This is a genomic window from Krasilnikovia sp. M28-CT-15 (genome assembly GCF_047159595.1).
GTDB lineage: Bacteria > Actinomycetota > Actinomycetes > Mycobacteriales > Micromonosporaceae > Actinoplanes.
On record NZ_BAAGAK010000001.1, the window covers coordinates 295,002 to 309,321 of the forward strand.

16 protein-coding genes are annotated in these 14,320 nt (G+C 72.4%); 4 read left to right on the plus strand and 12 right to left on the minus strand.

Features of this window, described 5'->3' with window-relative positions; all coding sequences use genetic code 11:
* Positions 1–17: 17 nt before the first annotated feature.
* Complete coding sequence (gene serS, locus ACMCNO_RS01400) at positions 18–1,277, minus strand: serine--tRNA ligase (RefSeq protein ID WP_412747613.1); 1,260 nt, start codon at positions 1,275–1,277, stop codon at positions 18–20.
* A 61-nt stretch (positions 1,278–1,338) separates the two neighbouring features.
* Complete coding sequence (locus ACMCNO_RS01405; protein WP_412747614.1) at positions 1,339–2,091, minus strand: hypothetical protein; 753 nt, start codon at positions 2,089–2,091, stop codon at positions 1,339–1,341.
* A gap of 67 nt (positions 2,092–2,158) precedes the next feature.
* Between ACMCNO_RS01405 and ACMCNO_RS01410 the strand changes: the two genes are divergently transcribed.
* From ACMCNO_RS01410 to ACMCNO_RS01420, 3 genes are all read left to right on the plus strand, one after another.
* Positions 2,159–2,587 carry an OsmC family protein gene (locus ACMCNO_RS01410; RefSeq protein ID WP_412747615.1) on the plus strand — a complete coding sequence of 143 codons (429 nt, stop codon included), beginning with the start codon at positions 2,159–2,161 and terminating at the stop codon, positions 2,585–2,587.
* 92 nt (positions 2,588–2,679) lie between these two features.
* Positions 2,680–3,042 (plus strand): metallopeptidase family protein, encoded by a 363-nt coding sequence (locus tag ACMCNO_RS01415; protein ID WP_412747616.1) that lies wholly within the window; start codon positions 2,680–2,682, stop codon positions 3,040–3,042.
* 66 nt (positions 3,043–3,108) lie between these two features.
* Positions 3,109–3,843 carry an AIM24 family protein gene (locus ACMCNO_RS01420; protein ID WP_412747617.1) on the plus strand — a complete coding sequence of 245 codons (735 nt, stop codon included), beginning with the start codon at positions 3,109–3,111 and terminating at the stop codon, positions 3,841–3,843.
* Positions 3,844–3,937: 94 nt separating this feature from the next.
* Here the strand turns inward: ACMCNO_RS01420 and pheA are convergent, their stop codons facing one another.
* From pheA to ACMCNO_RS01450, 6 genes are all read right to left on the minus strand, one after another.
* Positions 3,938–4,894 (minus strand): prephenate dehydratase, encoded by a 957-nt coding sequence (pheA, locus tag ACMCNO_RS01425; RefSeq protein ID WP_412747618.1) that lies wholly within the window; start codon positions 4,892–4,894, stop codon positions 3,938–3,940.
* Between the two features lie 68 nt (positions 4,895–4,962).
* Complete coding sequence (locus tag ACMCNO_RS01430) at positions 4,963–6,861, minus strand: PAS domain S-box protein (RefSeq protein WP_412747619.1); 1,899 nt, start codon at positions 6,859–6,861, stop codon at positions 4,963–4,965.
* A 142-nt stretch (positions 6,862–7,003) separates the two neighbouring features.
* Entirely contained in the window at positions 7,004–7,597 is a 594-nt protein-coding gene (locus tag ACMCNO_RS01435; RefSeq protein WP_412747620.1) for a hypothetical protein, read from the minus strand.
* A gap of 34 nt (positions 7,598–7,631) precedes the next feature.
* The gene (locus ACMCNO_RS01440) at positions 7,632–8,021 is read right to left on the minus strand and encodes an ACT domain-containing protein (protein WP_412747621.1); all 390 of its coding nucleotides are present in this window, start codon (positions 8,019–8,021) and stop codon (positions 7,632–7,634) included.
* Positions 8,022–8,106: 85 nt separating this feature from the next.
* A complete protein-coding gene (locus ACMCNO_RS01445) occupies positions 8,107–8,571 on the minus strand; it encodes a PAS domain-containing protein (RefSeq protein ID WP_412747622.1) in 465 nt (154 codons plus the stop codon).
* A gap of 50 nt (positions 8,572–8,621) precedes the next feature.
* On the minus strand, positions 8,622–9,389 hold the full coding sequence (locus ACMCNO_RS01450) for a hypothetical protein (protein WP_412747623.1): 768 nt from the start codon (positions 9,387–9,389) through the stop codon (positions 8,622–8,624).
* Positions 9,390–9,675: 286 nt separating this feature from the next.
* Between ACMCNO_RS01450 and ACMCNO_RS01455 the strand changes: the two genes are divergently transcribed.
* Positions 9,676–10,902 carry an arginine deiminase gene (locus ACMCNO_RS01455; protein WP_412747624.1) on the plus strand — a complete coding sequence of 409 codons (1,227 nt, stop codon included), beginning with the start codon at positions 9,676–9,678 and terminating at the stop codon, positions 10,900–10,902.
* Here the strand turns inward: ACMCNO_RS01455 and ACMCNO_RS01460 are convergent.
* The 4 genes from ACMCNO_RS01460 to ACMCNO_RS01475 all read right to left on the minus strand — a co-directional run bounded on the left by ACMCNO_RS01460 (position 10,889) and on the right by ACMCNO_RS01475 (position 14,306).
* Entirely contained in the window at positions 10,889–11,764 is an 876-nt protein-coding gene (locus ACMCNO_RS01460) for a DUF5926 family protein (RefSeq protein ID WP_412747625.1), read from the minus strand. The two genes, ACMCNO_RS01455 and ACMCNO_RS01460, sit on opposite strands and share 14 nt — an antisense overlap.
* Positions 11,765–11,886: 122 nt before the next feature.
* On the minus strand, positions 11,887–13,086 hold the full coding sequence (locus ACMCNO_RS01465; RefSeq protein WP_412747626.1) for a sensor histidine kinase: 1,200 nt from the start codon (positions 13,084–13,086) through the stop codon (positions 11,887–11,889).
* A gap of 87 nt (positions 13,087–13,173) precedes the next feature.
* The gene (locus tag ACMCNO_RS01470) at positions 13,174–13,974 is read right to left on the minus strand and encodes a glycerophosphodiester phosphodiesterase (RefSeq protein WP_412747627.1); all 801 of its coding nucleotides are present in this window, start codon (positions 13,972–13,974) and stop codon (positions 13,174–13,176) included.
* Positions 13,971–14,306: a rhodanese-like domain-containing protein gene (locus ACMCNO_RS01475; RefSeq protein ID WP_412747628.1), complete on the minus strand. Its 336-nt coding sequence runs from the start codon at positions 14,304–14,306 to the stop codon at positions 13,971–13,973. Before ACMCNO_RS01475 ends, ACMCNO_RS01470 begins: the two co-directional genes overlap by 4 nt.
* Between the last annotated feature and the right edge of the window lie 14 nt (positions 14,307–14,320).

Genomic DNA, 14,320 nt, shown 5'->3' on the forward strand with positions numbered 1-14,320 from the left:
GCCAGATTCCGATCCAGTTACCGGACGGGTTCCAGGACGTCGCGCCCGCCGAGGAACGGCTGCAACGCCTTGGGCACCTGCACCGAGCCGTCCGGCCGCTGGTGGTTCTCCAGGATCGGGATGAGCCAGCGGGTGGTGGCCAGCGTGCCGTTCAGGGTGGCCACGGTCTGCGGCTTGCCGTCGGAGTCGCGGTAGCGGATGTTGAGCCGCCGCGCCTGGAACGTGGTGCAGTTCGAGGTCGAGGTGACCTCCCGGTAGCGCTGCTGCGACGGCACCCACGCCTCGCAGTCGTACTTGCGGGCCGCGCTGCTGCCCAGGTCGCCCGCGGCCACGTCGATCACCCGGTACGGGATCTCGACCTTGGCCAGCATCTCCTCCTCCATGGCCAGCAGCTTCAGGTGCTCCGCCTGCGCCTCCTCCGGGCGGCAGAACGAGAACATCTCCACCTTGTCGAACTGGTGCACCCGCAGGATCCCGCGTACGTCCCGGCCGTGCGATCCCGCCTCCCGCCGGAAACACGACGACCAGCCCGCGTACCGCTGCGGGCCGTCGAGCTCCAGGATCTCGTTCGAGTGGTACGCCGCGAGCGCCACCTCCGAGGTCCCCACGAGATACAGGTCGTCGGCCTCCAGCCGGTAGATCTCGCTGGCGTGCGCGCCGAGGAAGCCCGTACCTTCCATCGACTCGGGCTTGACCAGCACCGGGGTGATCGAGGGCGTGAAGCCGTGCTCGACCGCCTGCTGGATCGCCATCTGCAGCAGCGCGAGCTGCAGCAGCGCGCCGACGCCGGTCAGGTAGTAGAACCGCGAGCCCGAGACCTTCGCGCCGCGCTCGGTGTCGATCGCCCGCAGCCCCTCGCCCAGCTCCAGGTGGTCCTTCGGGTCGGGAATGTCGGGGATCTGGCCGACCTCGCGCAGCACCACGAAGTCGTCCTCGCCGCCGGGCGGCACCCCGTCCTCGACGATGTTGGGCACGGCCAGCTGAGCCTGGCGCAGTGCCTGGTCGGCGTCGGCCGCGGCGGCCTCGGCCGCCTTCACCTCGGCAGCCAGCTCCTTGGTACGGGCCAGCAGCGCGGCCCGTTCGTCGCCGGTGGCCCTCGGCACCTGCTTGCCCAGGGATTTCTGCTCCGCCCGCACGGCCTCGAAGCGTTGAGTGGCGGCCCGGCGGTCCTCATCGGCGCGCAGCAGGTCGTCGACCACCGTGGTGGGCTCGCCGCGCAGGCGCTGGCTGGCACGGATCGGCTCGGGGTCCTCGCGGAGCAGACGCAGGTCAATCACGATAGGTGAGCCTACCGGCGCCGCCGGGCGGCGTTCAGCCCGATATCGCCCGCCGTCCCGATCAGGTCGACTCGTCGCGTTCCGCCGTGTCGGGCGGGAACGGCTGGGCGGGGGTGACCGTGAGGCCGTGCGGGGCCTCCGGCGGGCCCTCGTCGTCGGTGTCGCGGGGCCGCCGCCACGACCACACCGGGGACGCGGCCGGTGCCTCCGCGCCGTCGGCGGGCTCCGGATCCACGCCCGGTCCGAGGTGCCGACCGGCCAGGTACAGGGCCAGCATGGTGGCCGCGACCCCGAACAGGGCGCACCAGATCCCCCGCCCGTACGTGAGCTTCAGCTGGTCGTCGCCGAGCTGGATGGTGAACACGTTGCCCAGCACCCCGCTGGTGTGGCGCAGGTGGGCCGCGACCCCGGCCAGAAGGGCGAGCTGGACCCCGGCGGTGCTGAGCCCGGCCAGCCGGGCGTACCGGCGGCCGGGTTGCGGGCCGAGCAGCACCAGCACCACGGCCGCCACCAGCGGGAACATCCCGGCGAGGTAGCCGGCGCCCCAGACGCCCAGGTCGGCGAGCGTGGCGGGCAGCGGCTTCGTGCCCACCTGGCCGTCGCCGAAGACGGTGGCGTCCACGGCGGTGACCTGCCACTCGGACATCAGCGAGGCGAACAGCGCGACACCGCCCAGCGCGGCGGCCAGCGGCACGAGGCGCCGGTCCGCGGCCAGCCCGGCGGCCCACGCGGTGACGTGCCGTCGCGGCCGTCCGGCACCCGACTCGTCGTCGCGACCGAACTCGACCACCGCAGGCTGCTCCCCGGCCGACATGAGATCCATCATGGCCCGGCCCCGGCCTCGGCGGCCAGCACACCCGGAATGGACTAGCGTCTGGTACATGCCTATTCGCACTGCATCAGCCCGCTGGTCCGGCAACCTCACCGAAGGCACCGGAACGATCAAGACCGGCAAGGGTGGCCTGTCCGGGAACTACTCCTTTGCGTCGCGGTTCGAGGAGGGCCAGGGGACGAACCCGGAGGAGCTGATCGGCGCCGCGCACGCCGGCTGCTTCTCGATGGCGTTCTCCAAGGGCCTCGCGGACGCGGGGTTCCCGCCCACCGCGGTCGACACCACCGCCAAGGTCCACCTGGACAAGACCGACGCCGGGATGACGGTCACCCGCATCGACCTGGAGACCGTCGGCGACGTGCCGGGCATCGACGACGGCACGTTCCAGAAGATCGCCCTCGGTGCCAAGGAGAACTGCCCGATCTCGCGCCTGCTCTCCCCCGGCGCCGAGATCAGCCTCAACGCCTCGCTGGCGTGATCCGCTCGTGGCCGGTGCGCTCGGCGTGTCTGTCGGACACCCGACCGCACCGGTCGCGCCGATCATTCCTCCGCGTGCCCGGATGACGCACAATGGGCGCTGTGCCGGTCGAGATGAGCCGTGAGCGATTCGAGGAGCTGGTGGGCCAGGCGCTCGACGAGGTGCCGGTCGAGCTGCTCAACCTCATGGACAACGTGGTGATCCTGGTCGAGGACACACCGCCGGACGGCGACGACGAGCTGCTCGGACTGTACGAGGGCCACGCGCTCACCGAGCGCGGCTGGGACTACGCCGGGGTGCTGCCGGACCGGATCACGATCTACCGCCGGCCGACACTGAACGTCTGCCGCACGGAACTCGACGTCATCGACGAGGTGGCGATCACGGTCGTCCACGAGATCGCGCACCATTTCGGCATCGACGATCACCGCCTGCATGAGCTGGGATGGGGCTGAACGGCCGGTGACGGTGTTGTGACCTGCTTCTACGCTGGGTCGCACACCAACACAGGAGGGCCTTACATGCGCAGTGACCTGTTCTCGGCGGACAACCTCGAGAAGGAGTCGGCCCAGCCCGGTCTGCGGCTGCAGAACTCGAAGCTGCTGAAGGCGGAATTGAACGGCGAGTTCATGGCGCGGACCGGATCGATGGTCGCGTACCAGGGGCAGGTCCAGTTCGAGGCGCTCGGCTCGGGCGGCCTCGGCAAGTTCCTCAAGCAGAAGCTGACCGGCGAGGGCGTCCCGCTGATGCGGGTCAGCGGCCGGGGTGACGTGTTCCTCGCGGAGCGGGCCGCCGACATCCACCTCATCGACCTGGAGCCGGGTGACGCCCTCTCCATCAACGGCGCCAACGTGCTGGCGTTCGACTCGACCCTGCAGTACGACATCAAGATGGTGCAGGGCGCGGGCATGATGTCCAACGCCGGCCTCTTCAACTGCGTCTTCACCGGGTACGGCCGGATCGCGGTCACCACCAAGGGCAGCCCGGTCGTGCTGAGTGTGGATCAGCCCACCTATGTGGACCCGCAGGCCGCGATCTGCTGGTCGGCCAACCTGCAGACCGGCTACCACCGCGCGGAGCAGCTCGGCCTCGGCACGCTGCTGGGCCGCACCACCGGCGAGCGGTTCACGATGAGCTTCGCGGGCCAGGGCTTCGTCGTGGTCCAGCCGTCCGAGGAGCCCCCGGGTGGCCTGGCCGGCGCCGGGTCGGGCCAGCAGCAACAGCAGGGCGGCCTGCTGGGCGGCCTGCTCGGCTGACGATCGCCGCGCAGGCGGATCTCGAAGAGTTCGGGTGCGGTGCCGGCCCGAACTCTTCACCGTTTCCGGGCGCCGCCCACGCGCGGGCGCGGTGTCAGGCGGGCTCGCCGGCGCGGAGGCGGGCGAGCCACGCAGCGCTGTCGGCGAAGTCGTGATTGGACAGTCCGGTCGGTGGATCCGTCGGCCGGACCGTCTCGGCGGCCGACCATCGGTGGCGCGGATAGCTGCCGAGGAAGCGCACGTCGGCGCAGATCCGGCGCAGGCCTTGCAGGGCCTCGCCCAGCCGTGCCTCGGCGACGTGCCCGGTGCAGTCGAGGAAGAACACGTAGATGCCGAGCTGCTCGCCCGTGGGGCGGGATTCGATGCGGCTCAGGTTGATGCCGCGGACGGCCAGCTCGGTGAGCACGGCCAGCAGCGCACCGACCCGGTCGTGGGCGATCGAGACCGCCAGCGAGGTGATGTCGTCGCCGCTCGGGGCGCCCGGCGGCGCGGGCCGCGACAGCAGCGCGAACCGGGTGACCGCGTCCGGTCGGTCGGCGATCTTGTCGGCCAGCACGGTCAGCCGGTTGCGGGGCACGCCGATCGGCGCGCAGATCGCGGCGTCGTACTCGCCGGCCGCGGCCGCGATCGCGGCGGCCGCGTTGGAGAGCACGTCGACGACCGCGGCGTCGGGCAGATGTGTCCGCAGGAACGCGCGGCACTGGGCGGACGCCTGCGGGTGCGCGGCAACCGTACGGATCTCGTGCAGCGGGATCAGCCGCGCCGCCGCCAGCTGGAACTCCACCGGCAGGACGACCTCCCGGGTGATCACCAGCGGGGTGCCGGTGGCCAGCTCGTCGAGGGTGACCGGCACGGCGCCGCCCACGGAGTTCTCCAGCGGCACGAGCGCGGCGTCGGCCTCGCCGGAGCGCACCGCGTCGAGGGCCTCCGGCACGCTGCGGGCGGGGATGCGGCTGCCGCGCTCCGCGGCGGGGATGGTGCGCAGCGCCTGCTCCGTGAAGGTCCCCTCGGGACCGAGGTAGACGTATCGGGTCGGCGGGGTTCCCGGCATGGGCCCAGCTTAGTGACGCCTGCCGGTCGCGGTCGTCGGCCGTGCCCCGGTCCCACGCCCGGGTGCCGTCACCGGCTCGGCACGCCGGTACCGGTCAGCGCATCCTGCACGCTGCCGAGCAGGCTCTCGGTGGTGAACGGCTTGTGCAGCAGGATGCCGCCGGTGGCGCGCCGCACCCCGGCGTTCCCGTCGGTGTAGCCGGACACGAACAGCACCGGGATGTCCGGCTGGCGGGCCTTGAACCGCTCCGCCAGCTCAGGCCCGGACATCTGCGGCATGAGTACGTCCGTCAGCAGCAGGTCGAACGGTTCGTCGGCGAGCGTCAGCGCGGCCTCCGGATGGGCGGCCGGTACCGGCTTGTACCCGTTGCGGTCGAGGATGCGCACCATCAGTTCGCGGACGGTCTCGTCGTCGTCGACCACCAGCACCCGTTCGCCGTTGCCGTGACCGGCGGGCCGGTCCGCCACGACGTCGGCGGGCAGGCCGGTCACCTCCGCGGCCGGGAACACGACGGAGAAGGTGGTGCCCACGTGCGGTTCGGAGGCGATCCGGATGCTGCCCCCGGCGTCGGTGACGATGCCGTAGACCGTGGCCAGCCCGAGGCCCGTACCCTCGTGTTTCGCCTTGGTGGTGAAGAACGGCTCGAAGACCCGGTTGACCACCTCGGGCGACATTCCGGTCCCCGTGTCGTTGACCGTCAGCCGAATGTAGCGGCCCGACAGGGGAGGTGGCGCGTAGCCCACCTCGTCGGGGGCCATCTCGACGTGATCGACCTCCATCACCAGCACCCCGCCGTCGGGCATGGCGTCGCGGGCGTTGATGACGAGGTTGAACAGGACCTGGTCGATGCTGCTGCGGTCGGCGATGATCGTGGTCGGCTGCTCGGCGGTCCGGGTGACGAGCTGGATGTGGCCACCCAGGGTGCGCGAAAACAGGTCGTTGGCCTCGATGACGACGTCGTTGAGATCGATGATGGCGGGCTCGGTGCGTTCGCTGCGGGCGAAGACGAGCAGTTGGTGAGTGAGCCTGCGGGCCCGCTCGGCGGCCCGCAGGACGCGGGCGAGATCGTCGCGGGCCTCGCTGTCGGTGGGGATCTGCTCGGCCGCGAACTGGCTGTAGTTGAGGATGATGGCCAGCAGGTTGTTGAAGTCGTGCGCGATGCCCCCCGCCAGCTGGCCCAGGCTCTCCAGGCGTTGCGCGGTCTGGGTGCGCTCCAGGGCGGCCCGTTCCTTGGCGCCCGCCCGCTTGCGGGCAGAGACGTCGTGCTCGATGAAGGCCACGGCGGTCACGTTCCCGGCGGTGTCGCGGACCGGGGCCAGCATGACGGCGACATCGAACAACCCGCCGTCGCGGTTCAATCGGACGACCTCGATCTGTTCGCTGCGCCGCCCTTCGGCCGCCTCGGCGAACATCGCCAGCAGTGCCGTGCCGTCGTCGGGCGGGGCGAGCATCTGGATGCTGGACCCGATCGCCTGGGCTCGGGTGTAGCCGTAGATCTCCTCGGCGCCCCGGTTCCAGGTGGTGATCGTTCCCTCCGTTGTCGCGGTGTAGACCGCGTCGCTGGACGCCTCCAGGACCGCCGCCAGCATCACCTGGTCTTTGACGGCCGCGGCGGAGTTGCTTTCGAGCAGGCGGCGGTGCCGGGCGATGACGATGCTGATGACCGTGGCCGCGATCGTGACCGCCACCCGCAGGATCTGATCCCAGGTGCCCCACAGGCCCTGGTACGTGGAGACCACGACGACCAGGCTGGTGGCGTATACACCGATCGAGAACACCGCTGCCGGGCTGCCGGACACGGCGGCCAGGCAGGGGCCCAGCGCGATCACGCCGAACGACAGCAGGTGCGGCTCGGCCCCCAGGGTCAGCAGGGCCAGTCCGCTGGTCGCCACCGCCGGTAGGACCATCGGATGGACATGGCGGGAGCCGGGGCCGCCTCGGGACGTGGCCCGGGATCCCGTGCTCATCACGATGTCCCTTCTGAGGCGCATCACGTCCATAAATCTTGGACCGAGCCTCACGTTACGCTCATATCGGTTATAACGGGCGTCCATCAGCGATGCGGGACCGTCGGCCAGGGAAGGCCCCGTCCCCCGGCGGGTCAGGCGATCAGAAGCCGCAGGCCCGGACCCTGATGCCGGGTGGTGCGTCGGCCTGGACCCGGTCGCTGCACACGTCCGCACCGGCCTCGACCAGACGCAACGCATCCGGTTTACCCCGGCTGACGACAAACAACGGCTCGTCCTGCTCCGCATTCTCGGCGGCCAGCCGCACCGTGGTGAACTGCCACGACTGCTCGCAGAACGGCCCCTCGGCGACCTTCAGCGGCGTGTCGGGGATGCCGGGCTTACCGTTGATCAGCGCCAGCACCTGCTGCGCGGCGGGCCCCTTCGTACACGGGCCGGCCGGTGACGGCGGTGGCGTCGTCGTGGGCGCGGGCGTCGTCGTCGGCGGCGTCGCCAGAGTCGGCGGCACCCCGTTCGGCGGGCCGGCGGGTGGGACACCCGGCACGCCGGCGCTGGGCAGCCCGCCGGGCGGTGAGGCGTACGCCGGTGCCGACGGTGCGCTGCTGACCTCGTCGGGCGCCCGCGGCGGCGCCGTCGGCAGGGGCTGCGGGGGTGCGCCCGCGCAACCGGCGAGAGCGGCGAGAGTCCCGGTCATCACGAGCCGGGCGGCGGTTCGGCGTACGCGCAGGCGTGCCACGGCCCCATGGTAGGGCCTCATGACGGTCGATGGATCAGCCGGCGATGCGGTGTCCGGCCGCGGTGAGCGTGTCCATCGCCTCGCGCAGCCGCACGGTCGGGACCAGCAGGTAGTCCGTGTCGTACGTGGAGAAGGTGACGATGTTGACCCGCGCCTCGGCCAGCGGCCCGATCAGCGACGCCAGGACGCCGGTCAGGGCGAGGTCGAGCGGGCCGACCACACGCAGGGCGCGCCACGGCGTTTCCGCGACCGCTTCGGCGGGCGCCCGGTCGGCCGGGCAGATGACGGACAGCTCGTCGGGGGCCCAGGTCACCGAGATGACGCCCTTGTCGTCCGGCCCGCTGCTCAACGACGCGGGCAGGGCGGATCCGGCTGGCAGCCGGCACACCGCATACTCCTCCGGCAGCAGCTCCAGATCCAACATGAGGGAAGAGTACGTTCCCCGCGTGCTTCGCCCAATGCCTCGCGGGTGCGTTGATCGCCACAACCCGACATCCGGCCACGGACGGTCAGTATCGGACTGCGGAGAGAAACGTCAGCGAGGCGACAACGTGGCCACCGTGCCAGAGCGGGGTGGCGATCGCGTCGACGGTCAGGTGGGCGGAGTCGGTGGACGGCTTGACCCGCAGGAGGCCGCGGGCGAGCCGCTCGCTGCGGATGGCCAGCAGCGGCGGGATCTTCTCCACCTCGGGCTCGGACAACTCGCCCGCGCCCGCGGTGAAGTCGATGAGCCGCAGCACGCCGCCCAGCAGGGGCTGACCCACCGCCTCGGCGGGGGTGCCGAGGCCGAGCAGCTCGCTGCCCGACGGCGAGATCGCGAGGATCCGGGAGGTCACGTCGATGACCAGGCACGGCTCGGCCGCGGCCGTCACCGTGGACGTCCACCGGTCGATGCCGCCGACGAACTCGGCCTCCGCCGGGGTCCGCGCCTGCGGCACGAACGCGCCTGAGAGTGAGAGTTCGACGTGCGCCACCCGCACCTCCCTGTAAGCCTGCGCACGGGTCCGTGCACTGACTCCGAACGTTACCGGCGGGCCGAACGCTTGTCAGCGGCCGTTTGTCCGGTGCCGTGCCAGCGATAGTCGCCGACCGGACGGTAGGGCGCATTCGACCAGGTGTCGGGACGGCGGGCGACCGCGGAGAGTTTTCCGGCGGTGGCCGAGGAGATCCGCGCCCCGCCCGCGATGAGTAGCCGGTCCAGCTCCTTGTGCGTGGCCACCAGGCAGTCCTTGGGCAGGCCGTGCACGCTGATCACCCCGGAGCCGACGAACGCCAGGACGGGACTCACCGGCACGGAGAGTCCGACCGCGGCGGACATCGCGCGGGCGGCACGCTTCGCGTCCCGGCGCGCCTCGGTCACGTACGCGGGGCGTTTGCCGTTGATCTGGACGACGTCACCGGCGATGAGGACGCGGGCGCGACCGTGGTCGGCGACCGTGACCGCGTACACGCCGCCGGGGCCGATCGCGAGGAAGCCCGCGCGGTCGTCGACCGGGTCGGGCTCGTACCTGCCGACGGAGTCGGTGCGCGGCCATTCGACGATGTGCCAGGCGGGACCGAGCCGGTCCAGGCGGGTGAGCGCGCGGGCACCGGCGGCCTCCACGCGGCGGGCCTCCCGCTCGGCGCGGCGGCGGCGGGCCCAGTCGAACGGGCTGAGGCGGGGCACCTCGAGCGCGGTGGGCGGCGCGTCGCGCTGGGGCCCACGAACGGGGGTGAGGGCTCTGCTGGGTACGGGCAGGGTGGCGGGGCGGGCGGAGAAGACAGTCACTGCGACCTCCGGCAAAAGGTCCATCGGGCTCTCTTGTCACTACCGTAGGTGTTCAACCCCACACGGAAGCAAGACATCCCACGAGACTGAAAGCGGAGTGAGTAGGGATGAATGCCGCATTCATGCCTGGCCTCTTCTTGCTCATGATGCATTCCGTGCCTCGGTCTCCCCACAGGACTCGGTAGTCGTCACCAAGTTAGCCTCCCCTGACTGGCGGACGCAGCCCTGTCCCACGATTCCGGCGCACAACGTCACCTGGCGAGCGCGGCGCGTGCCGGAAGCGCGGTCGGCGGTGGCCTAGGCTCGGCCTGTGACCGGCCATGTCGACAGCGAGGTCAGCCCACTGCGTACGGTCCTGCTGCACCGGCCCGGGCCGGAGCTGGCCCGGCTGACGCCCCGGAACAACGACTCGCTGCTCTTCGACGCGATCCCGTGGGTGGGCCGCGCCCAGGAGGAGCACGACGCGTTCGCCGCGGCGCTGCGCGAGCGCGGCGTCGAGGTGCTGTACCTCGGCCAACTGCTGGCGGAGACGCTGGCGGTGCCCGAGGCGCGGGCCGTGCTGACCGCCGAGGTGCTGGACACCCCACGACTGGGCGACATCCTGCGCGAACGGGTCGCCGCCCACCTGGCCGACCTGGGCCCGCCCGAACTGGCCCGGGTGCTCATGGCCGGGCTCGCCCACGAAGAGGTCAAACCCGGCCCCGGGCGCCCGGGCGGGCTGGTCTACCAACTCATGGACTCCCACGACTTCGTCATCGACCCGCTGCCCAACCTGCTGTTCACCCGGGACTCGTCGGTCTGGATCTCCGACCGGGTCGCGGTCACCAGCCTCGCCATGCCCGCCCGCCGCCGGGAGACCACCCTGACCGGGGCGATCTACCGGCACCATCCCCGGTTCGCGGGCACCGAGCTGCTCTACACCCCGGAGCTGGAACACGTCGAGGGCGGCGACGTGCTGCTGCTGGCGCCCGGGGTGCTGGCGGTCGGGGTCGGCGAGCGGACCACCCCGGCCGGGGTGGAACGGCTCGCCCACCGGGTCTTCGCCGCCGGGCTCGCGCACACCATCCTCGCGGTGCCGATCGCCCAGGAACGGGCCACCATGCACCTGGACACGGTGTGCACGATGGTCGACGTCGACGCGGTGGTGATGTATCCGAACGTCGCGAACACCCTGCAGGCGTACCTGGTCACGGCCGGGCCGGACGGCGCGCCGGAAGCCGCCGGGCCGCAGCCGTTCCTGGCCGCGGCGGCCGCCGCCATGGGCATCGACCGGCTGCGCGTCATCGACACCGGCCTGGACCCGGTCACCGCCGAACGGGAGCAGTGGGACGACGGCAACAACACCCTCGCGCTGGCGCCCCGGCTCTGCGTCGCGTACGAGCGCAACGTCGAGACGAACGCCCAACTGGAGCGCGCGGGCATCGAGGTCATCGCGATCAGCGGCTCGGAGCTGGGCTCCGGGCGCGGCGGTCCGCGCTGCATGAGCTGCCCGATCGCCCGCGCCCCGCTCGCCGCCTGGGCGTCTAACGCAGGGTGAGCTGGCGGCCGACGAGGCCCTGCTTGGCGCGCCGGGCGGCCGCGTCCAGGGGCGCCGTCTCTCCCAGCGTGTCCCGGTAGCGCTTCGCGAAGTCGGCCAGCGGGGCCTCCCAGTCGGCCGCCTCAAGCTCGCGCGGCACGTCCCACACGGGAACGAGCAGCCCGTGCGCCCGGAACATCCCCGCGAACCGGGTCGCCTCGCCCAGGGTCAGCTCGCCCGCCGCCGACAGCCGGGCCAGCGCGTCCAGCGCGGCGTCCTCCGGATCCGGCATGACCCAGCGCACATGCGCCTTGTCCGGCACCCGGCACCAGTACGCGGCGGGTGCGGCGGCCAGCCGCTCGGTCGGGTAGATGGAGGCGTTGGCCCGTTCCAGCGAGGCCGCCACGCCCGGGTCGTCGGCCTGCTCGGCGTCCAGCCAGTACTCGAAGGTCAGGTGCAGGGTGACGTCCAGCGGCCCGTCGTCGAGGATGTCCTGCAGCCGCGGCCCCGGCCCGGGCAGGGCGGGCACCGCCACGGTCTCGCCCGGCTCGGTACGCAGCGCGCACAGGATCGCCACCGCGAGATCGCGGGAGACGTCACCGGACTGCACGTGGCGCTGCAGCCCGACGAAGACCTCGCCGTCACGGCGGATCATCGCGGGCCACGCCATCGGCAGCACCGTGGAGAGGGTGACCGGGCGGTCGCCGTACTCCGCGGTGATCTCCGGCTTGAGGCGCAACGGCGCCGAGGCGGCCGGGACCAGCTCGCGCAGCGCGATCCACTCCGGTTCGTCGGCGAGGCCCTCGAACGGCCGGGCGACGAAGATGTCGCGCACCTTCTGGCGCTTGGGCTCGGTCTGCGGGCCCTTTCGACGCTTGCTCATGGCGCATCAGCCTAGGCGCTGCGATCCGCTGCGCCCCGCCGCGGCCCATCGTGTCGGCCACCCGCCCCGGTCAAACCCGAGGGGCCGCCAGACCCGACCGCCCGCCAAACCCGGGGCGCCGTCTACCCGCGAGGTAGCCGGACCTCGGCCAGGGTGCCGCCGCCCTCGCGCGGGCGCAGCGCCACCCAGCCGCGCTGCCGCTCCACGATCCGCCGCACCAGGTAGAGACCCAGCCCGGCGCCGGGGTGCCGGCGCCGGTCACCGGACTCACCCTGCCAGTACCGTTCGAACGCGCGCTCCACGTGCTCGGGGCGGATTCCGGCGCCGCGATCGCACACCCGGAACGTCACGGTCTGCTCATCGGCCTCGGCGCGCAGCTCCACCGGGGTGTTCGGCGGCGAGTACTTGTCCGCGTTCGTGGCCAGCTCGGTGAGGATCGTGGCCAGGGAGGCACGGTCCCCGTACGCCTTGGGCAGCTCGGCGGGCAGGTCGTCGAGCACGAGGCGGCGGCGCAGGTCGGCGGGCAGCTCGTCGGCGGCCTGCCGCAGCGCCTCGACCAGGTCGAACGGGCCGGGCGGGGTGCCGGCGACGTCGCCCTCCTCGCTGGTCGCGGCCAGTAGCCGGTCCACCAGCCGGGCCAGTTCACCGGCCCGGGCCCCGATCACCCGGACCGCCTCCTGGCGCCCGCATTCGTCGAGGGACTCCCAGTGGTTCGTGAGGGTGTCCGCGTACCCCTTGATCACGGTGACCGGGGTGCGCAGCTCGTGGCTGGTCACGGCGACGAACAGGTCCCGGTCCTCCTGGCGGCGGGCCAGCTCGGCGTCGTCGCCGTACGCGGGCAGGCCGTTGGGATGGGTGTACAGCCGTCCGGCGAGCGTCGCCAGCAGCTCCAGCACGGCGTGCTGCTCCGGGCCGGGTGGCTCGGCGGCGACGGTGAAGTACACGTACAGCGCGCCGACGACCGTGCCCGCTGCGTCCGCGCGGGCCGCCAGCACCCGGGGCACGTCCTCGGCGCCGACCGGGCCGGTGAATTCGTCGTTCAGCGCGCCTGGGGTGACCAGCAGGCTGCGGTGCCGCGCCAGCTCGTCGTCGACCCGGTGCACCCGGCGGCCCAGCACGTGGGCGCAGGTGCCGCAGGCGGCGATGATCCGGCCGTGTTCCGGGCCGTACTCGGCGAAGCCGGCGCCCGCGCCGTCGAGCACCTCCCAGGCCAGCCGGACGACGTCCTCGAGGACGGCGACCCCCGCCGCGCCGGCGTTGATCCGGTCCAGGACGGCGAGTTGCCCCCGGGTCAGCGCGGCGTAGTCGGGTCGCTGGGGCATGTCTGCGAGTCTGCCTCGGTTCCGGAAATTTCGGCAGGGCGGCTGGTGGATCTTGGCCACAATGTCACTCGCTCGGCTGGTTTGTGCTCAGCCGGCGCCGAGCCGGTCCAGCACGAACCGCGGCCGGTCGGTGATCACCCCGTCGACCCCCTGGGCGAGCGCCAGGTCCAGCTCGTCGGCGGTGTTGACGGTCCACACGTACGTGCCGTGCCCGGCGGCCCGCAGCGCCGGGACCAGTTGGGGCCGGGTCCGCAGCAGACCGACACCCGGACCGGCGATCCGCGCCCCGAACGGCAGGCGGCCCTTGCTCACTCCCGGGGGCAGCAGCTCCAGCAGGTACACCGTGGGGATGGCGGGGGCCAGCGTCCGGACGCGGCGCAGCGCGAGCGCGGCGAACGACATCACGGTCACCCGTACGGGGTCGTCGGGGCGGGGGTCGGCGAGGCCGTGGCGGCGCAGCAGCTCCACGAGGCGGCGCTCGACGTCGGCGCCGTACCGGGAGGGGTGCTTGGTCTCGATCAGCAGGCGGACCTGGCGCCCGCTGTCGCGGACCGCGCCGAGCAGCCGATCGAGCGTGAGCAGCCGGGTGCGGTCCGGGTCCGGGGGGTCGTCCAGGGGGTCGTCACCGGCCGACGGGTGCCAGGAGCCGAAGTCCAGCTCGTCCAGCTCGGCGAGGGTCTTGCCGCTGACCAGGCCGCGGCCGTTGCTGGTCCGGTCCAGCCGCCGGTCGTGGACGCAGACCAGATGCCCGTCGCGGGTCAGCCGCACGTCGCATTCCAGGCCGTCCGCCCCCTCGTCGAGGGCGCGCAGGTACGCCGCGAGCGTGTGCTCGGGCAGCGCCTCGGAGGAGCCGCGGTGCGCGAACACGAGCGGACGGTCGGCGCTCACAGGACGCGGGCCGGCTGACCGTTCTCGCTGACCATGTCGCGGCCGACCGCGGCCCAGGACTGCATGCCGCCGTCGAGGTTGCGCACGTTGTCCCAGCCGTTGCCCGACAGGTAGGACACGACCTGGCCGGAGCGGCCGCCGGAGCGGCACACCACGACCACGTCGGCGTCCGTGGGCACCTCGGCCATCCGGGCCGGGATCTCCATCATCGGTACGTGGTGCGCCCCGGGCGCGTGCCCGGCGGTCCACTCGTCGGGCTCCCGCACATCGATCAGGTAGGCGCCGGGGTCGACCTCGGCGGCGCTCACGCTGGGTACCTGTGGTCCGAACACGGCTCTCAGCCTAG